Origin of the sequence: Paraburkholderia bryophila, assembly GCF_003269035.1 — a bacterium.
GTDB lineage: Bacteria > Pseudomonadota > Gammaproteobacteria > Burkholderiales > Burkholderiaceae > Paraburkholderia > Paraburkholderia bryophila.
Genome location: NZ_QLTK01000002.1, coordinates 496946 through 511556, shown reverse-complemented (window position 1 = coordinate 511556; position 14611 = coordinate 496946). Strand labels below are relative to the sequence as shown.

Annotated in this window: 16 protein-coding genes; 8 read left to right on the top strand and 8 right to left on the bottom strand. The window is 63.3% G+C overall.

Annotated elements, in window-relative coordinates; all coding sequences use genetic code 11:
• The first annotated feature begins 3 nt into the window (after positions 1-3).
• The gene (locus BX591_RS05865) at positions 4-1554 is read left to right on the top strand and encodes a sigma-54 dependent transcriptional regulator (protein ID WP_111929741.1); all 1551 of its coding nucleotides are present in this window, start codon (positions 4-6) and stop codon (positions 1552-1554) included.
• Between the two features lie 92 nt (positions 1555-1646).
• Positions 1647-2147: a dihydrofolate reductase gene (locus BX591_RS05860; protein ID WP_111929740.1), complete on the top strand. Its 501-nt coding sequence runs from the start codon at positions 1647-1649 to the stop codon at positions 2145-2147.
• 154 nt (positions 2148-2301) lie between these two features.
• On the opposite strand, the gene pmbA is transcribed toward BX591_RS05860, so the two are convergent.
• The gene (gene pmbA / locus BX591_RS05855) at positions 2302-3672 is read right to left on the bottom strand and encodes a metalloprotease PmbA (RefSeq protein WP_035547483.1); all 1371 of its coding nucleotides are present in this window, start codon (positions 3670-3672) and stop codon (positions 2302-2304) included.
• 306 nt (positions 3673-3978) lie between these two features.
• On the opposite strand from pmbA, the gene yjgA reads away from it, so the two are divergent.
• Both yjgA and mog read left to right on the top strand, forming a co-directional pair.
• A complete protein-coding gene (gene yjgA / locus BX591_RS05850; RefSeq protein ID WP_111929918.1) occupies positions 3979-4590 on the top strand; it encodes a ribosome biogenesis factor YjgA in 612 nt (203 codons plus the stop codon).
• Positions 4571-5245 carry a molybdopterin adenylyltransferase gene (gene mog, locus BX591_RS05845; RefSeq protein WP_111929739.1) on the top strand — a complete coding sequence of 225 codons (675 nt, stop codon included), beginning with the start codon at positions 4571-4573 and terminating at the stop codon, positions 5243-5245. The genes yjgA and mog overlap by 20 nt, the downstream gene beginning before the upstream one ends.
• 162 nt (positions 5246-5407) lie before the next feature.
• On the opposite strand, the gene orn is transcribed toward mog, so the two are convergent.
• The gene (gene orn, locus BX591_RS05840; RefSeq protein ID WP_111929738.1) at positions 5408-6016 is read right to left on the bottom strand and encodes an oligoribonuclease; all 609 of its coding nucleotides are present in this window, start codon (positions 6014-6016) and stop codon (positions 5408-5410) included.
• Between the two features lie 169 nt (positions 6017-6185).
• Between orn and BX591_RS05835 the strand changes: the two genes are divergently transcribed.
• The 3 genes from BX591_RS05835 to BX591_RS05825 are packed head-to-tail and all read left to right on the top strand — an operon-like array spanning position 6186 to position 8717.
• Entirely contained in the window at positions 6186-7445 is a 1260-nt protein-coding gene (locus tag BX591_RS05835) for a M48 family metallopeptidase (protein WP_111929737.1), read from the top strand.
• Positions 7442-8395: a ribosome small subunit-dependent GTPase A gene (rsgA, locus tag BX591_RS05830; RefSeq protein ID WP_111929736.1), complete on the top strand. Its 954-nt coding sequence runs from the start codon at positions 7442-7444 to the stop codon at positions 8393-8395. The genes BX591_RS05835 and rsgA overlap by 4 nt, the downstream gene beginning before the upstream one ends.
• A gap of 1 nt (position 8396) precedes the next feature.
• A complete protein-coding gene (locus BX591_RS05825) occupies positions 8397-8717 on the top strand; it encodes a putative signal transducing protein (protein ID WP_111929735.1) in 321 nt (106 codons plus the stop codon).
• Between the two features lie 80 nt (positions 8718-8797).
• On the opposite strand, the gene BX591_RS05820 is transcribed toward BX591_RS05825, so the two are convergent.
• The 6 genes from BX591_RS05820 to rpsP form a co-directional block, all read right to left on the bottom strand.
• Positions 8798-9736: a CobD/CbiB family protein gene (locus tag BX591_RS05820; RefSeq protein WP_105507915.1), complete on the bottom strand. Its 939-nt coding sequence runs from the start codon at positions 9734-9736 to the stop codon at positions 8798-8800.
• 115 nt (positions 9737-9851) lie between these two features.
• Positions 9852-10580, bottom strand: a complete 729-nt coding sequence (locus BX591_RS05815) for a CoA pyrophosphatase (protein WP_111929734.1) — start codon at positions 10578-10580, stop codon at positions 9852-9854.
• A 91-nt stretch (positions 10581-10671) separates the two neighbouring features.
• Complete coding sequence (gene rplS, locus BX591_RS05810; protein WP_035547504.1) at positions 10672-11058, bottom strand: 50S ribosomal protein L19; 387 nt, start codon at positions 11056-11058, stop codon at positions 10672-10674.
• Between the two features lie 157 nt (positions 11059-11215).
• Positions 11216-11983: a tRNA (guanosine(37)-N1)-methyltransferase TrmD gene (gene trmD / locus BX591_RS05805; protein WP_111929733.1), complete on the bottom strand. Its 768-nt coding sequence runs from the start codon at positions 11981-11983 to the stop codon at positions 11216-11218.
• A 24-nt stretch (positions 11984-12007) separates the two neighbouring features.
• Complete coding sequence (gene rimM / locus BX591_RS05800) at positions 12008-12733, bottom strand: ribosome maturation factor RimM (RefSeq protein ID WP_111929732.1); 726 nt, start codon at positions 12731-12733, stop codon at positions 12008-12010.
• A gap of 120 nt (positions 12734-12853) precedes the next feature.
• A complete protein-coding gene (gene rpsP / locus BX591_RS05795; RefSeq protein WP_006050280.1) occupies positions 12854-13108 on the bottom strand; it encodes a 30S ribosomal protein S16 in 255 nt (84 codons plus the stop codon).
• Positions 13109-13280: 172 nt separating this feature from the next.
• Between rpsP and BX591_RS05790 the strand changes: the two genes are divergently transcribed.
• Positions 13281-14474 (top strand): PQQ-dependent sugar dehydrogenase, encoded by a 1194-nt coding sequence (locus tag BX591_RS05790; RefSeq protein ID WP_111929731.1) that lies wholly within the window; start codon positions 13281-13283, stop codon positions 14472-14474.
• The last annotated feature ends 137 nt before the right edge of the window (positions 14475-14611 follow it).

Here is a 14611-nt window from a genome sequence, read left to right as displayed (position 1 = left end):
AACGTGCGTGAATCACCTCATCTGACCAGTGTTGCTCCGGTGGCGGGAGCGGTTTCGCATCTCACCCTCGCCCTGCCGCAAAAGAGTGCCGTGGGCCGCGCCGTGGACACCCCGCCGCATGTGCCGCCGGCGGTAGCCACGCATGGCGGCGCGGCGGCGGTGACGCACATACGGAGCGAGCGTCTGCTGCTCTATGTGGCACGCACGTTGGACGATACCTTGATCGCGCACCTGAAAAGCCGTGGCTGGAACGTCGCGGCGGCACGCTCCGCGCATGAACTCGGCAAGCTGGTGAAGCCCGACGTGGCGTGCGCCGGCATCGTCGATCTGGCAAGCTTTCCGCCGCGCGATCTGGCCGGACTCGAAGCCAGTCTGCGGCAGCAACAGGTCGGCTGGATCGCGCTCGCCACGCACGAGCGCCTGAACGATCCGGTCGTGCGCCGGCTCGTGCGCCACTACTGTTTCGACTACGTGAAAATGCCGGTGGCGAACGCCTCGGTCGATTATCTGGTCAGCCACGCGTTCGGCATGGTGACGCTGTGCGAACCGGAAGTCCCGCCGCCCAGCAGCGAATCGGGCGACGAGGAAATGGTCGGCACCTGCGAAGCGATGCAGCAACTGTTTCGCACCATCCGCAAGGTCGCGAATACCGACGCGAGCGTGTTCATCTCCGGCGAGTCGGGCACCGGCAAGGAGCTCACCGCACTGGCGATTCACGAGCGCTCGCCGCGCCGCAAGGCACCGTTCATCGCGATCAATTGCGGCGCGATTCCGCACCACCTGCTGCAGTCGGAACTGTTCGGCTACGAACGCGGTGCGTTCACCGGCGCGAACCAGCGCAAGATCGGCCGGGTCGAAGCGGCCGACGGCGGCACCCTGCTGCTCGACGAAATCGGCGACCTGCCGCTCGAAAGTCAGGCGAGCCTGTTGCGCTTTCTTCAGGAGGGCAAGATCGAACGGCTCGGTGGCCGCGAATCGATTCCGATCGACGTGCGGATCATTTCCGCGACTCACGTCGATCTCGACGACGCGATGCGCGAAGGGCGTTTCCGCGCCGACCTGTTTCATCGGCTCTGTGTGCTGCGGGTAGACGAACCGCCGTTGCGCGCGCGCGGCAAGGACATCGAAATTCTCGCGCAGCACATTCTGCACAAGTTCAAGACCGACAGCGCGCGCAAGATTCGCGGCTTCACGCCGTCGGCGATCGAGGCGCTGTACAACTACACCTGGCCGGGCAACGTCCGGGAGTTGATCAACCGGGTGCGCCGCGCGATCGTGATGGCGGAGAACAAGCTGATTTCCGCCGACGACCTCGATCTCGGCGACTTCACCGAACAGCAGACCATGACGCTATCGCAAGCGCGCGAGGCCGCCGAGAAGCGCGCGATCGAAGCGGCGTTGCTGCGCCATCGGCATCGCCTGAACGAGGCGGCGGTGGATCTGAATATTTCGCGCGTCACGCTGTACCGGCTGATGGGACTGCATGGCTTGCGCGACTTGAGCGCCGTCGAAGACAAAGCCGTGCTCGCGGGCGAAGACGCCGCGCAGGAGTGAGCGACACGCTGAACGAGGGGCGGGTCCACCCCCGTGGGCCCGCTTGCGCGCGTCAGGTAGAATCGTCCCGGTTACGTTCCCCTTTCCATTCGATGACGACGCTCACCCTGATCGTCGCTCGCGCCAATAACGGCGTGATCGGCCGCGACAACCAGTTGCCCTGGCGACTTCCCGAAGACCTCGCGTTCTTCAAGCGCACCACCATGGGCGCGCCCATCATCATGGGCCGTAAAACGCATGAATCGATCGGCCGGCCGCTGCCGGGACGCCGTAACATCGTCGTGACTCGGGACGCGACGCGCCGCTTTCAGGGCTGCGACGCCGCCACGACCCTCGAACAGGCGCTGGAACTCGCCGCCCAGGATCAGGCGCCGGAAGCGTTTCTGATCGGCGGCGCGCAGTTGTATGCAGAAGGCTTGCGGCAGGCGGACAAGCTGATCATCACCGAGATTTCCGCCGACTTCGAAGGCGATGCCACCTTCCCCGAGCTCGACGACAGCGAGTGGGAAGAAGTCGCGCATGAAACGCATCGCGCGGATGCACCGAATGACTTCGATTACGCGTTCGTGACTTATAAGCGCACGGGCGCCTGAGGGCGCTACGGCTGGACGCAAACGCATTCGCATAAAAAAACGCCACGCATGAATTTGCGTGGCGTTTCTGTTTCTGCGCGAAGCGACCTGAGGGTTGTGCGTTGACGCGGCTGCGCGCCTCAACGCGCAGCGACAACCCGCAGCTGCAACCCCCTTACTGCCCGGCGATCGTCATCCGCTCGATCAGCACCGAGCCCGTCTGCTTGGTGCCGCGCGTGATCGTATCCGCGCCGATCGCAACGATATGGTGGAACATCTCCTGCAGCGTGCTCGCCACCGTGATTTCCTCGACCGGATACTGGATCTTGCCATTCTCGACCCAGAAGCCCGACGCGCCGCGCGAGTAGTCGCCGGTCACGTAGTTCACGCCCTGCCCCATCAGCTCGGTCAGCAGCAAGCCGGTGCCGAGCTTCTTCAGCATGGCTTCGAAATCGTCTTCCGGACGCGTGTTGGAGCTCTTCAGCGACAGGTTGTGCGAGCCGCCCGCATTGCCGGTGGTTTGCATACCGAGCTTGCGCGCCGAGTAGGTGGAGAGGAAATAGCCTTCCACCACGCCGTCTTTCACGACCGAGCGCTGTTTGGTGCGCACGCCTTCTTCGTCGAACGGCGCGCTGCCCATGGCGCGAGCCACGTGCGGATCTTCGACCACCTGCACGTGCGGCGCGAATACCGGCTTGCCGAGGCTGTCGACGAGGAACGACGTCTTGCGATACAGCGCGCCGCCGCTGGTGGCCTGCACGAATGCGCCGAGAATACCGGCAGCGAGCGGCGCTTCGAACAGCACCGGCACCTTGCGCGTGTCGAGGCTGCGCGCGCCGATGCGCGACAGCGCGCGTTGCGCCGCGTAACGGCCCACGGCTTCCGGATCGGCCAGATCGCCCGCGTTGCGGGTCGACGTGTACCAGTCGTCGCGCTGCATGTTGCGGCCGCTGCCGGCGATCGGCGCGCACGCCACGTAGTGACGCGAGAACGGATAGCCGGCGAGGAAGCCGCGCGACGTGGCGAGCACGAATTGCGAGTGCTGCGCGGAGACGCTCGCGCCTTCCGAGTTCTTGATCTGCGGATCGGTCGCGAAGGCGGCGTCTTCCGAACGACGGGCGATTTCCACGGCTTCGTCCGCGCTCAGATTCCACGGGTGATACAGATCGAGATCGCGCGGCGCGGTTTCGAGCAGCTCCGCTTCGGCGAGGCCGGCGCAGTCGTCTTCCGCCGTGAAGCGCGCGATGTTGTACGCCGCCGCAACCGTGTCCTTCAGCGCCTGCGACGAGAAGTCCGAGGTGCTCGCGTTGCCGCGCTTGTTGCCGATGAACACCGTCACGCCGACCATCTTGTCGCGGTTATGCTCGATCGTCTCGACTTCGCCGCGCCGGACGGAGACGGACAGGCCGTCCCCTTCGGAAATCTCGGTTGCCGCGTCGGTACCGCCGAGCGACTTCGCGTGACGAAGGATGTCCGAGGCGATTTCCTTCAGTTCATCCTGGGTATGCGGAAAAAAGCGCTGCTTGACGTCCATGTCTGCTGCCATTGTCGTTGCCGTCCTGTTCGGGGCCGAGCGGCCCTGTGTGTTCGTACCTGCCACGCATGCGCGTCTGCGTCTGTGTCTATCTCTGTGTCTGCATTTGCGTCTCAACGCATCCCGCGATCATAGCAAGGTCCGCGCCGCCGTACCTGGACTTCGCTGGGCGTCCCTTCGACGATGCTTTGGCGGGCGCGCAACCGTGCAAAAGCGTACCGTCGAGGTCATGTGCAATCCGGCGTGGCAAGCGCGGCGCGAAGGCTCGCGCGCGCCGGGACGGCCGGTTCGACGGGCGCGGCACGCTACAATATCGGTATGACACGCAAAACCCGCATTCAACCCATCGAATCCGCCGAGCCGGAAATCGACGAGAACGGTTACGACCGTCCCAGCAAGTCCCAGCTCAAGCGCGACATGCATGAGCTGCAGGAACTGGGCATGGCGCTGATCGCCTTGCCGAAAGACGCGCTCAAGCGCATGCCGATGCCCGAAAAGCTCGACGACGCCGTGCGCGAAGCGCGCCGCATCACCGATCACGAGGGCAAGCGCCGCCAGGTGCAGTACGTCGGGCGCGTGATGCGCTCGCTGCTGGACGACGAAACCGCCGCGCTGCGCACCGCGCTCGACACCTACAACGGCGTCAACAAGGCGGAAACGGCCAAACTCCACTGGATCGAACGCACCCGCGAAAAACTGCTCGCCGACGACGCCGCGCTGACCGAGTTCATCCGCCAGCACCCGAACGCCGATCCGCAGCAAGGCCGCACGCTGATCCGCAATGCCCGCAAGGAAGCGCAACTGAGCAAGCCGCCGCGCTACTTCCGCGAGCTGTTCCAATGGATCAAGAACGCCGACGGCCCGTCCGCCGCGACCGATTCCGACGCCGACGACGCCTTGGAAGACGACGATGACGACCACGACGAGTAATCGCTCGGACCAGCGGGAACAAGTAGTACGGGCGCAGCGGCAGCATCCGGACGAGATCGTGATCGGCCTCGTGTCGATCAGCGACCGCGCGTCCACCGGCGTGTACGAGGACAAAGGTATTCCGGCGCTGCAGGAATGGCTCGGCGCGGCGCTGAGTTCGCCGTGGCAGATCGTCACGCGTCTGATTCAGGACGACGCGGCCACCATTTCAGCCACGCTGACCGAACTGGTGGACGAAGTGGGCTGCGATCTGGTGCTGACCACCGGCGGCACCGGCCCGTCGCGCCGCGACGTGACGCCGGAAGCGACCCTCGCGGTCGCCACGAAGGAAATGCCGGGTTTCGGCGAGCAGATGCGGCAGATCAGTCTGAATTTCGTGCCGACAGCGATTCTGTCGCGCCAGGTGGCGGTGATCCGCGAAACGGCGGAGCACGCGGCCCTGATCATCAATCTGCCGGGTCAGCCGAAGTCGATCAAGGAAACACTGGAAGGTTTGCGCGATGGCGGCGCGGACGGTACGGTGAAGGTGCCGGGCATTTTCGCCGCGGTGCCGTATTGCATCGATCTGATCGGCGGTCCGTATGTGGAAACCCGTTCCGACGTGGTGAAGGCGTTCCGGCCGAAGAACGCCCAACGGGCGGCGAAGCAGGGTTAGCGATAGCCTCGGGCCTGGATTGGGCGTCAGCCGCGGGCCGAGTTTCGTGTAGTCAGGCCCGAGCCTGCGCATCATCACGCAGGTCTAGCCGGCGCCGGTCAGATGCGGCGCAACGAACCGCGCCGCTTCCCAACTGAAGCGGCACAGCGAACAATCCACCCGTTATTCCGCGGTGCCCGCCGCATCCGCCGACGCCGGGATCAGGAAGTGCTCGCGGTAGTACTTCAGCTCGTCGATCGACTCGTGAATATCGGCCAGCGCCGTGTGCATGGCGCGCTTCTGGAAACCTTTGTAGATAGCCGGCTGCCAGCGGCGGCACAGTTCCTTCAGCGTGCTGACGTCGAGGTTGCGGTAATGGAAGAAGCGCTCCAGATCCGGCATCCAGCGCGCCATGAAGCGGCGATCCTGGCAGATCGAGTTGCCGCACATCGGCGATTTGCCCGGCGGCACGTACGCGCCCAGGAACTCGCGAATCTGTTCGGTGGCGTCGGCTTCGCTGACCATGGAAGCCTTCACGCGGTCGATCAACCCCGAGCGGCCGTGCGTGTTCTGATTCCACTGATCCATTTTGGCGAGCGTCTCGTCGCTCTGATGAATCGCCAGCACCGGACCTTCGACCAGGCGGTCGAGCGTCGAATTCGTCACCACGACCGCGATTTCGATGATGCGGTCGGAATCGGGCTCGAGTCCGGTCATTTCCATGTCCAGCCAGACGAGATTCATGTCGCTACGTACGAGCGGCTGGTCGGTGGATGCGAGGATGTCAGTCATGAAGGGCAACCTTGATGGCCAGGCAGAAGACCGCGTACTACTCGCGCGCCTGCCACGGCGAATGTTCGTTTGAGATTGAATTGAAGCGTTTGGCCCGGATCGGCCTTATCCCCCGCCGCGAGGCGGGAAGAAACATATAATTCTCGCATAGATACCACGGAATCCCCGGATGCCTACCCTGTACTTCACCGTTCTGTTCGTCATCGCCGTCGTGGCGATGGTCGGCACCAAACTGTGGCTCGCGTCGCGGCAGATCCGCTTCGTCGCCGGTCATCGCGAGCAGGTGCCGAGCCAGTTTGCCGGCACCATCGCGCTCACCGCGCATCAGCGCGCCGCCGACTACACCGTCGAGCGCACTCGCCTCGCCATGATCGAGATCGTCGTCAGCGCCGCCGTGCTGGTCGGCCTGACGCTGCTGGGCGGCGTGCAGACGCTCGATCTGGCGATCTCCGACTGGCTGGGTCGCGGTTATGTTGGGCAGATCGCGCTGGTCGCGGCGGTGATCGCGATCACCAGCGTGATCGATCTGCCGTTCGACTACTACCGTCAGTTCGTGGTCGAGCAGCGCTTCGGCTTCAACCGGATGAGCAAGGGCATTTTCTTCGTCGACCGTTTGAAGGGCGTGCTGCTCGGCGCCGCGTTCGGCCTGCCGCTGCTGTTCGTCGTGCTGTGGCTGATGAACCAGGCCGGCAGCCTCTGGTGGCTGTGGACCTGGGTCGTCTGGGTGGCGTTCCAGATGCTCGTGCTGGTGTTGTATCCGTCGTTTATCGCGCCGCTCTTCAACAAGTTCGAGCCGCTCAAGGACGAAGCGCTGAAAAGCCGGATCGAAGCGCTGATGCAACGCTGCGGTTTCGCCGCCAAGGGCCTGTTCGTGATGGACGGCAGCCGCCGCTCCGCGCACGGCAATGCCTACTTCACCGGCTTCGGCGCGGCCAAGCGGATCGTATTCTTCGACACGCTGCTCGCGCGCCTGTCGGGCAATGAGATCGAAGCCGTGCTCGCGCACGAACTCGGCCACTTCAAGCGCCGTCACGTGATCAAGCGGATGCTCGTCACGTTCGCGATCAGTCTCGCGATGCTCGCCCTGCTCGGCTGGCTCACGCAATGCGTGTGGTTCTACGAAGGCCTGGGGGTGCGGCCGTCGCTGATCGGCGGCAACAGCGGTCTGGCGCTGGTGCTGTTCTTCCTCGCGCTGCCGGTGTTCCTGTTCTTCGTCACGCCGCTCGGCAGCCTCAGCTCGCGCAAGCACGAGTTCGAAGCGGACGCGTTCGCCGCGACCCAAACCGATGCGCAAGATCTCGTCAACGCGCTCGTCAAGCTGTATGAGGACAACGCGTCGACGTTGACGCCCGATCCGCTCTACACCGCGTTCTATTACTCGCATCCGCCGGCGTCGCAGCGGATCGACCGACTGTTGCGTCACGCATGAGCGGCCGCTCCCCGAAGGCGAAGCAAGCCCCGTCCGCCGCGCGCGTAGGCGGCCTCGTGATCGCCGCGCATGGCCGTCACTACCTGGTTGCGCCGGAAGACGGCAGCCCGATGCTCCAGTGCTTCCCGCGCGGCAAGCGCAGCGAAGTCGCGGTGGGCGATCGCGTGATTTATGAAATGACCTCGGCCGACCAGGGCGTGATCGTCGAGATCGGCGAGCGGCGCAATCTGCTGTATCGTTCGGATCAGTACAAGTCGAAACTGTTTGCCGCGAACCTCGATCAGTTGCTGATCGTGCTCGCCACTGAGCCGCGCTTCAGCGAAGACCTGCTGGGGCGCGCGCTGGTCGCGGCCGAAGCGAACGAGTTGAAGCCGCTGATCGTGCTGAACAAGACCGACGTGACCGCCGAACTCGAAGGCGCGCGCAAGCGGCTCGAATCGTATCGGGCGCTCGACTACACGGTCGTGGAAGTCTCGATCCGCACGCAGCCCGAGGCGGCCCTCGCTATCTTGACCGAACATCTGCAGGGGCATTCCACCTTGCTGCTCGGCCAGTCCGGCATGGGCAAATCCACGCTGGTGAATCTGCTGATTCCGGATGCCGAAGTCGCCACGCGCGAAATCTCGACCGCGTTGAACAGCGGGCGTCATACCACGACCTTCACGCGGCTTTATCCGTTGCCGGATCTCGATGGCAGCGGCAAGCGCGGTGTGTTGATCGACTCGCCGGGCTTTCAGGAATTCGGTTTGCATCATCTGACCGAAGGCCGGCTCGAACGCGCGTTCCCCGAATTCAGGCCGCTGCTGGCGAACTGCCGGTTCTATAACTGCCATCACTTGCAGGAACCGGGCTGCGCGATTCTCGAAGCGGTCGCGGACGGCAGCATCCGTCGTGAACGGCATGCGCTGTACGCGCAACTCGTGCACGAAGCCAGCCAGATCGTGCGCTGACATGAGGCTGATGCGCGCGCCGAATCTGATCATCGGGCAGCATTGGGTGAATCTGCTCGAGACAGCGGGTATTCGTTGCGAGCTGCACAACCGGTATCTGAACGGCGCGCTCGGGGATATTCCGGCGGATCAGTGCGCGCCGGAACTGTGGCTCGTGGATGACCGCGACGAGGCGATGGCGCGGAGGTTGATCGAGGCGGCGTTGCAGGGGCCGACGGCGGGGGCGCCTACGTGGCGATGCCATGCGTGCGGTGAGACGCTCGAGGCACAGTTTACGGTGTGCTGGCAGTGCGGGACGGCGCGGAATCCGTTGGATGGGTGAAGGCATGAATGAAGGCATAAAAAAACCGGGCACATTTGCCCGGTTTTTTTATCTTGCACGACCGACCGTGGTTGCGTCTTTTAAGCCACCCACACCGCGATCGTCAGCATCAACAGTAAAATCATCCACAGCACCACCGCACGCCACACCAGCCCCACCGCCGATTGCAACGTGCGCGGCGTGCAGTCGTCACCGACCTGCATCGGACCGCCGTCGCCGGTGGTCAGCGCGTCGAGACTGGATGGCTCCGCCAACGGCCCGCTCAAGCGCGCGCCCAACGCACCGCTGCCTGCCGCGAGCAACACGCCGTCGTTAGCATCCGGCCACTGACGTGCATGGTTGCGCCATGCATAGATTGCGTCTTCGAAATTGCCGACAATCGCAAAGCCCAGCGACGTCAGCCGTGCCGGCACCCAGTCGATCACGAAAAACGCGCGCTGCGCGAAGCTCGAAAACGCGACGGTCCGATCGTCGACCGGCCGCGCCCATGTGCGCGCCAGATATTCGGCGATGCGATAGAGCACCGCGCCCGCCGGGCCGACCGGAATCAGGAACCAGAAAAACACCCCGAACACGTGACGATGTGACGCCACCACCGCGTGAATCAGCGTGTGACGCACGATTTCGCTGACGGGCATGTCCACGGTATCCAGCCCGGTCCACTCATTGAGGATTTCACGCGCGCGCGGCACGTCGTCGTTATTCAACGCGAGGTGGATGTCCGTGAAGTAATGGCTGAACTGCCGGAAACCGAGCGTGAAGTACAGCACCGCGACGTTCCACAGGAACGCGAGCGCAAAGTGAATGTGATAAAGCACGTAGTAGACGAGCGCGACGGCCAGCGTCCACGGCACCACCACCACGAGCCAGGCGAGCAAACCGTGCTTGGGCTTGCCGGCATCGAATCCGTGCGCCGCCGACTCCGCATGGTATTGAAGCAGCGCGGACACCGGATTGTTCGGCGACAGCGCGCGCACCTGTTCAATGATCAGAGCCAGCAATACGGAGAAAAAAGTCATGCGATGCGCCGTGCTTTTCGAGTTTTTACGATTGTTTTATAACGATAGCACAGGGTCGGATGCCACTGAGCGAGGACGTTGACAAACACCCAACAAGTGCACAACCCGCGGCGATTCAAGCCGCAAGAAAGCGATAAAAATTGCGCAGCATGGCCGCCGTCGCGCCCCAGATGAAATGGTGGCCGCCGACCGGATTGCCGCTCTCGTCACCAGCCTCTGTCTCCGTCGACGCCGCCGCTCGTGGATACGGCATCGCGAAAAAGCGGCGTTCGCCGCCTTCGTAGCGAAAAATGCGCTCTTCGTGATTGGCGGGGTCCATCAGAAAGGCGAGCGGCACCTCGAAGACTTCGGCGACTTCGAGCGCATCCGCTTTCAACGCGAACGGCGGATGCACCAGACCGATGACAGGTGTGACGCGAAAGCCGGTGCCCGTCAGATAGTCGGGCAACGCACCGAGAATTTCGACACGCGAGGGCGCAAGGCTCACCTCTTCCTGCGCTTCACGCAGCGCGGTGGCGGTGGCGTCGGCATCGAAAGGTTCGTGACGGCCGCCCGGGAAACTCACCTGGCCGGCGTGGTCGTTCAGATGGTCGGCACGTTGGGTCAACAGCACGGTGAGGCCGTGCTCGCGAACCACCAGCGGCACCAGTACCGCGGCAACCCGCGGATCGACGTGAGTATCGCGCCAGGGCGCTTCGATGATCGGCTCAGGCGCCCACGAAAGACGCTGCTCGAACCGTGCGCGCAAGCCATCGGGCGTGAGACGCCCGCCGGCCACCGGCGGCAGATCGGCGCCCGTCGCGACGACAGGCAGTGTTTCGGGCTCAAAGACGGGGCGGATCAACGGGTCTCTCGAATAAGCGGAAGGGGACGTGCCGCTATTTTGACCTGGCAAACAAAAAAGCACCCGCGAGGGGTGCTTTTTCTTACAGCATTTACGCTTGGGAAGCAGCGCGGTCTTTCGAGACCAGCTTTTCCTTGATCCGGGCCGACTTGCCCGAACGGTCGCGCAGGTAGTACAGCTTCGCGCGACGCACGTCGCCACGACGCTTCACGACGATGCTTGCCAGCAGCGGCGAGTACGTCTGGAACGTACGCTCAACGCCTTCGCCCGACGAAATCTTACGGACGATGAACGACGAATTCAGACCACGGTTACGCTTGGCGATCACGACGCCTTCGTAAGCCTGAACACGCTTACGCGTACCTTCAACCACGTTCACGCTGACGATCACCGTGTCGCCGGGGGCGAATGCGGGGATAGTCTTTTCGCCGAGGGCGCGGCCAATTTCTTCCTGCTCGAGAATTGCAATCAGATTCATTACTGACTCCTAGATCCATCTTGTCGGCGTTCGTACCTGCTTCGCGCCAAGTCGCCTTGTTACGCTCCGCTACGGCCCCGATAGAGGATGGGTTCACATCTGGCGCCGTACACGCATGTGCGGCGCCGCCTGGTGTCCGCTCGAAAGACCGAGAGCTTTACGCCTTCGACTCTTCTTTCGCGAGACTCGTCAGCCATGCCTCGTCGGCACGGCTCAACATCTTGTTCTTTCTGGCCTTCACGATCAGATCGGGCCGCTTGTTCCGCGTGTTGCGCAATGCTTCGCGCCGACGCCACACCGCGATTTCCGCATGATGGCCGCCGAGCAGCACATCGGGTACACGCACGCCGTCGTATTCTTCGGGACGCGTGTAATGCGGGCAATCCAGCAGCACGTCGACGAAACTGTCCTGCACCGCCGATTGCGAGTCGTTGAGCACGCCGGGCAACTGACGCACTACGGCATCCATCAACGCCATGGCGGGTAACTCACCGCCCGACAGCACGAAATCGCCAAGGCTGACTTCTTCGTCGACGACACGATCGAGCAAACGCTGGTCGATCGCCTCATAGCGCCCGCACAACAGGATCAGACCGGGCTCGGCAGCAAACTGCATGACACGGTCGTGATTCAGCGTAGCGCCCTGCGGTGACATCATCACGACACGCGGAGCGCTAATGCCCTGCTCCGACTGCGCAGCTTTCGCCGCGCCGATCGCGTCTTCGAGCGGTTTGGCCAGCATAACCATGCCGGGTCCACCGCCGTAGGGGCGATCGTCGATCGTGCGGTAGTTGTCGGTCGTGAAATCGCGCGGATTCCACGTACGCAACGCGTAGCGCTCCTGCTTCGCCGCCCGGCTGGTGATACCCCAGTCGGTCAGCGCGCGAAACATGTCGGGAAAGAGCGTGACGACATCGAACTGCATCGCTCTCTCCGTTCAGCGAATGATTTAGTAATCAGCTTCCCAGTCGACGGTAATCAGCTTTGCCGTCTGGTCCACTGTTTTGACAAAGACGCCGACGAACGGGATCAAACGCTCGCCGGTTACCGGCTTGCCGCTTTTGTCGGTAGCCGGATATTCGATACGCAACACCGAGTGCGCACCGTTGTCGATCATGTCTGCAACCTTGCCGAGGTGGACTCCGGCAACGTTCACCACATCCAGGCCGAGCAGGTCGACCCAGTAGAATTCGTCGGCTGCGAGAGCCGGAAATTCGCTGCGGCTGATATAAATACGCGTACCGCGCATGGCCAGCGCCACGTCGCGATCAGCGACGCCGCCCAGTTGGGCAACCACACTGTCGCTGTGCGTTTTCGCCTGCAACGACGGTGCCGACTTGCGCTCCTGACCTTGCATCAGCCACCAGCGCTTCGCGCTCAGCAACGCGTCGCCGCCATGCCCGGCATCCGCGTGAGCGGCTACCTTGACCCAGCCTTTGAGGCCGTAAGCATCGACGATTTTGCCGACCTCGACCAAATCGGCCGGCCAGCTTTCCGCCGTTTCCGGGCGCATTTCTGCAGCACCAGAAGCAACGGGCACAACATCGGCTCTCGCCTTGCCTCCGGCTTTTTCGACCGGCTTGCGGACGAATGCACCGAATGGCGCCTGATCAGACGTCTTCGCGCGCGAAGTGGCCTTGGCGCGACCTGAACTGCCGGAATCACGCTCAGACATGATTGAACCTCGCTGCTAACTTCGACGCCTGTTTCAGCAAAACAATTTGCGCATCGGACTGCTCACACAGACTGCGCGAGCCGCCGGCCGAACCGACGACGATACACATGCTAGCTACCATTAAGCAGCCGGCTGCGCCTTTTGCGCTTCTTTCACGAGACGCTCGACGGTCGGCGACAGTTGCGCGCCAACACCTTGCCAGTACGTCAGGCGATCTTGAGCGATACGCAGCGACTCACCCTTCGTAGCGACCGGGTTGTAGAAACCAACGCGTTCGATGAAGCGGCCGTCACGACGGTTGCGCGAATCGGTTGCGACGATGTTGTAGAACGGGCGCTTCTTGGAGCCGCCACGAGCCAAGCGGATGATGACCATACTAGAATCCTTGAAAACCGGGGTTCGGAACGACTGAAACACGCGATTATAGCGGGAAACCAACGCCATAACAAACACTTACGGGGATAAACTGAGCAACGAGCCCGCGCCGCCCCTCCGGAAGCGGCCCTCGGACCTCGCCGAAACGCCCGAACTACTTGACGGAGCGCCTGTGAAAGTCCTGTTGCCGATTGCGTTTTTGCGCGCATTTTTTGCCGCTCGCGCATGGTTCACCGTGTTGGCCCGTACCTCGCGTCGTCGAAAAACCGTGCACGCCATTGCCAGCGTGCTGTTCGTCGGGCAAGCCCTCGCCGCCTTCGCCGCGTTGCCGGTCGAGCGGATCAAACTGCCGCCGGGCTTTCATATCGAGGTGCTGTCGGACGCGGTGCCGAGCGCGCGAGCCATGGCGTTGTCGCCGCAAGGCATTCTTTATATAGGCAGCCTCGACGGCCACGTCTACGCGCTCGAGTTGCAGAACGGCAACGTGACGGCCCGGCATGTGATCGCTTCGGGCCTGGAAACGCCGGCGGGCGTGGCATGGCGCGACGGTGCGCTGTATGTGTCAGCCGTGTCGAAAATCTTGCGCTTCGACGCGATTGACAGCCATCTGACCGATCCGCCCAAGCCGGTCGTGATCACCGACTCCCTGCCCACCGAAACGCACCACGGCTGGAAATTCATCGCGTTCGGCCCGGACGGCAAGCTGTATGTGCCGCAGGGCGCGCCCTGCAATGTCTGCCTGAAAGATCGCGACCGGTATGGGTTGATCGGTCGCATGGACCCGGACGGCAGCCATTACGAGGTCGTCGCGCGCGGCATCCGCAACTCGGTCGGATTTGCATGGCATCCGGCGACGCATGAACTGTGGTTCACCGACAACGGCCGCGATCTGCTAGGCGACGACGTGCCGGACGACAAGCTGAACCGCGCGCCGCGTGCCGGCATGGACTTCGGTTTTCCTTACTGCCACGGCGGCGACACGCCCGATCCGGAATTTGGCAAAGATCACCCGTGCAGCGCGTTTACGCCGCCAGTGGTCAAGCTGGGCGCTCATGTCGCCTCGCTCGGCATGCGGTTTTATAACGGTTCGATGTTTCCCGCCGCGTATCGGGACAATATTTTCATCGCCGAGCACGGTTCGTGGAATCGCAGCAAGAAGGTCGGTTACCGTGTTGTGCGGGTGATCACCGACCCGGACGGCCGCAACGCTCGCCAGGAGGTCTTCGCCAAGGGCTGGCTGCAACCCGGCGAAGCGGTGTGGGGCCGCCCGGCCGACGTATTGCCGATGCCCGACGGCTCGCTTCTGATCAGCGACGACTACGCCGGCGCGGTTTATCGCGTGACTTATTCGGTGCCGGCCTCCTGAAGCATGCGGCGCTGGCGAGCGCCCACCTCGCTCGCGACAGCCGCAACGTGACCGCCGCCGCCGCGCGAGCGTAAAATGCGCGTCGGTCCGCGTCCTTCGGCGCACCGCACCTTTCGACCGCCTGCTACCGCTCGCTA

What these genes read in the sequence shown, in the direction of transcription:
- rimM (WP_111929732.1), bottom strand. Translation starts at nt 12,733, where the DNA reads ATGTCTGAGCGTGATTCCGGCAGTTCAGGTCGCGCCAAGGCCACTTCG.
- rsgA (WP_111929736.1), top strand. Translation starts at nt 7,442, where the DNA reads ATGAGCGGCCGCTCCCCGAAGGCGAAGCAAGCCCCGTCCGCCGCGCGC.
- rpsP (WP_006050280.1), bottom strand. Translation starts at nt 13,108, where the DNA reads ATGGTCATCATCCGCTTGGCTCGTGGCGGCTCCAAGAAGCGCCCGTTC.
- BX591_RS05835 (WP_111929737.1), top strand. Translation starts at nt 6,186, where the DNA reads ATGCCTACCCTGTACTTCACCGTTCTGTTCGTCATCGCCGTCGTGGCG.
- rplS (WP_035547504.1), bottom strand. Translation starts at nt 11,058, where the DNA reads ATGAATCTGATTGCAATTCTCGAGCAGGAAGAAATTGGCCGCGCCCTC.
- BX591_RS05860 (WP_111929740.1), top strand. Translation starts at nt 1,647, where the DNA reads ATGACGACGCTCACCCTGATCGTCGCTCGCGCCAATAACGGCGTGATC.
- mog (WP_111929739.1), top strand. Translation starts at nt 4,571, where the DNA reads ATGACGACCACGACGAGTAATCGCTCGGACCAGCGGGAACAAGTAGTA.
- orn (WP_111929738.1), bottom strand. Translation starts at nt 6,016, where the DNA reads ATGACTGACATCCTCGCATCCACCGACCAGCCGCTCGTACGTAGCGAC.
- trmD (WP_111929733.1), bottom strand. Translation starts at nt 11,983, where the DNA reads ATGCAGTTCGATGTCGTCACGCTCTTTCCCGACATGTTTCGCGCGCTG.
- pmbA (WP_035547483.1), bottom strand. Translation starts at nt 3,672, where the DNA reads ATGGCAGCAGACATGGACGTCAAGCAGCGCTTTTTTCCGCATACCCAG.
- BX591_RS05820 (WP_105507915.1), bottom strand. Translation starts at nt 9,736, where the DNA reads ATGACTTTTTTCTCCGTATTGCTGGCTCTGATCATTGAACAGGTGCGC.
- yjgA (WP_111929918.1), top strand. Translation starts at nt 3,979, where the DNA reads ATGACACGCAAAACCCGCATTCAACCCATCGAATCCGCCGAGCCGGAA.
- BX591_RS05825 (WP_111929735.1), top strand. Translation starts at nt 8,397, where the DNA reads ATGAGGCTGATGCGCGCGCCGAATCTGATCATCGGGCAGCATTGGGTG.